This window comes from Candidatus Protochlamydia sp. W-9 (genome assembly GCF_001950615.1).
In the GTDB taxonomy this organism is placed as follows: Bacteria; Chlamydiota; Chlamydiia; order Chlamydiales; family Parachlamydiaceae; genus Protochlamydia; species Protochlamydia amoebophila.
Genome location: NZ_BCPZ01000082.1, coordinates 1 through 219 on the forward strand (window position 1 = coordinate 1; position 219 = coordinate 219).

Annotated in this window: 1 protein-coding gene; it reads left to right on the forward strand. The window is 33.8% G+C overall.

Translation table 11 applies throughout. The annotated features are described in order from the left end of the window. Positions 1 to 203 (forward strand): transposase (locus BU804_RS02185; protein ID WP_275935648.1); only part of this gene is annotated, 203 nt, incomplete at its 5' end. Positions 204 to 219 lie beyond the last annotated feature (16 nt).

Below are 219 nucleotides of genomic sequence, written 5' to 3' on the forward strand. Positions count from 1 at the left end.
AAATTCTTCTTAGAAAACGAGCTATTATTGAAACGGTGAATGATCAACTAAAAAATATTTCTCAAATTGAACATACACGCCACAGAAATGCCGGAAATTTTTTAATTAATCTATTAGCTGGGATTATTGCTTATACTCACCAACCTAAAAAGCCATCGATAAACTTAGCAGAGCAGCATCGCTTATTGTTAATGGCTGCCTAAAAACCCAAAATTCAGG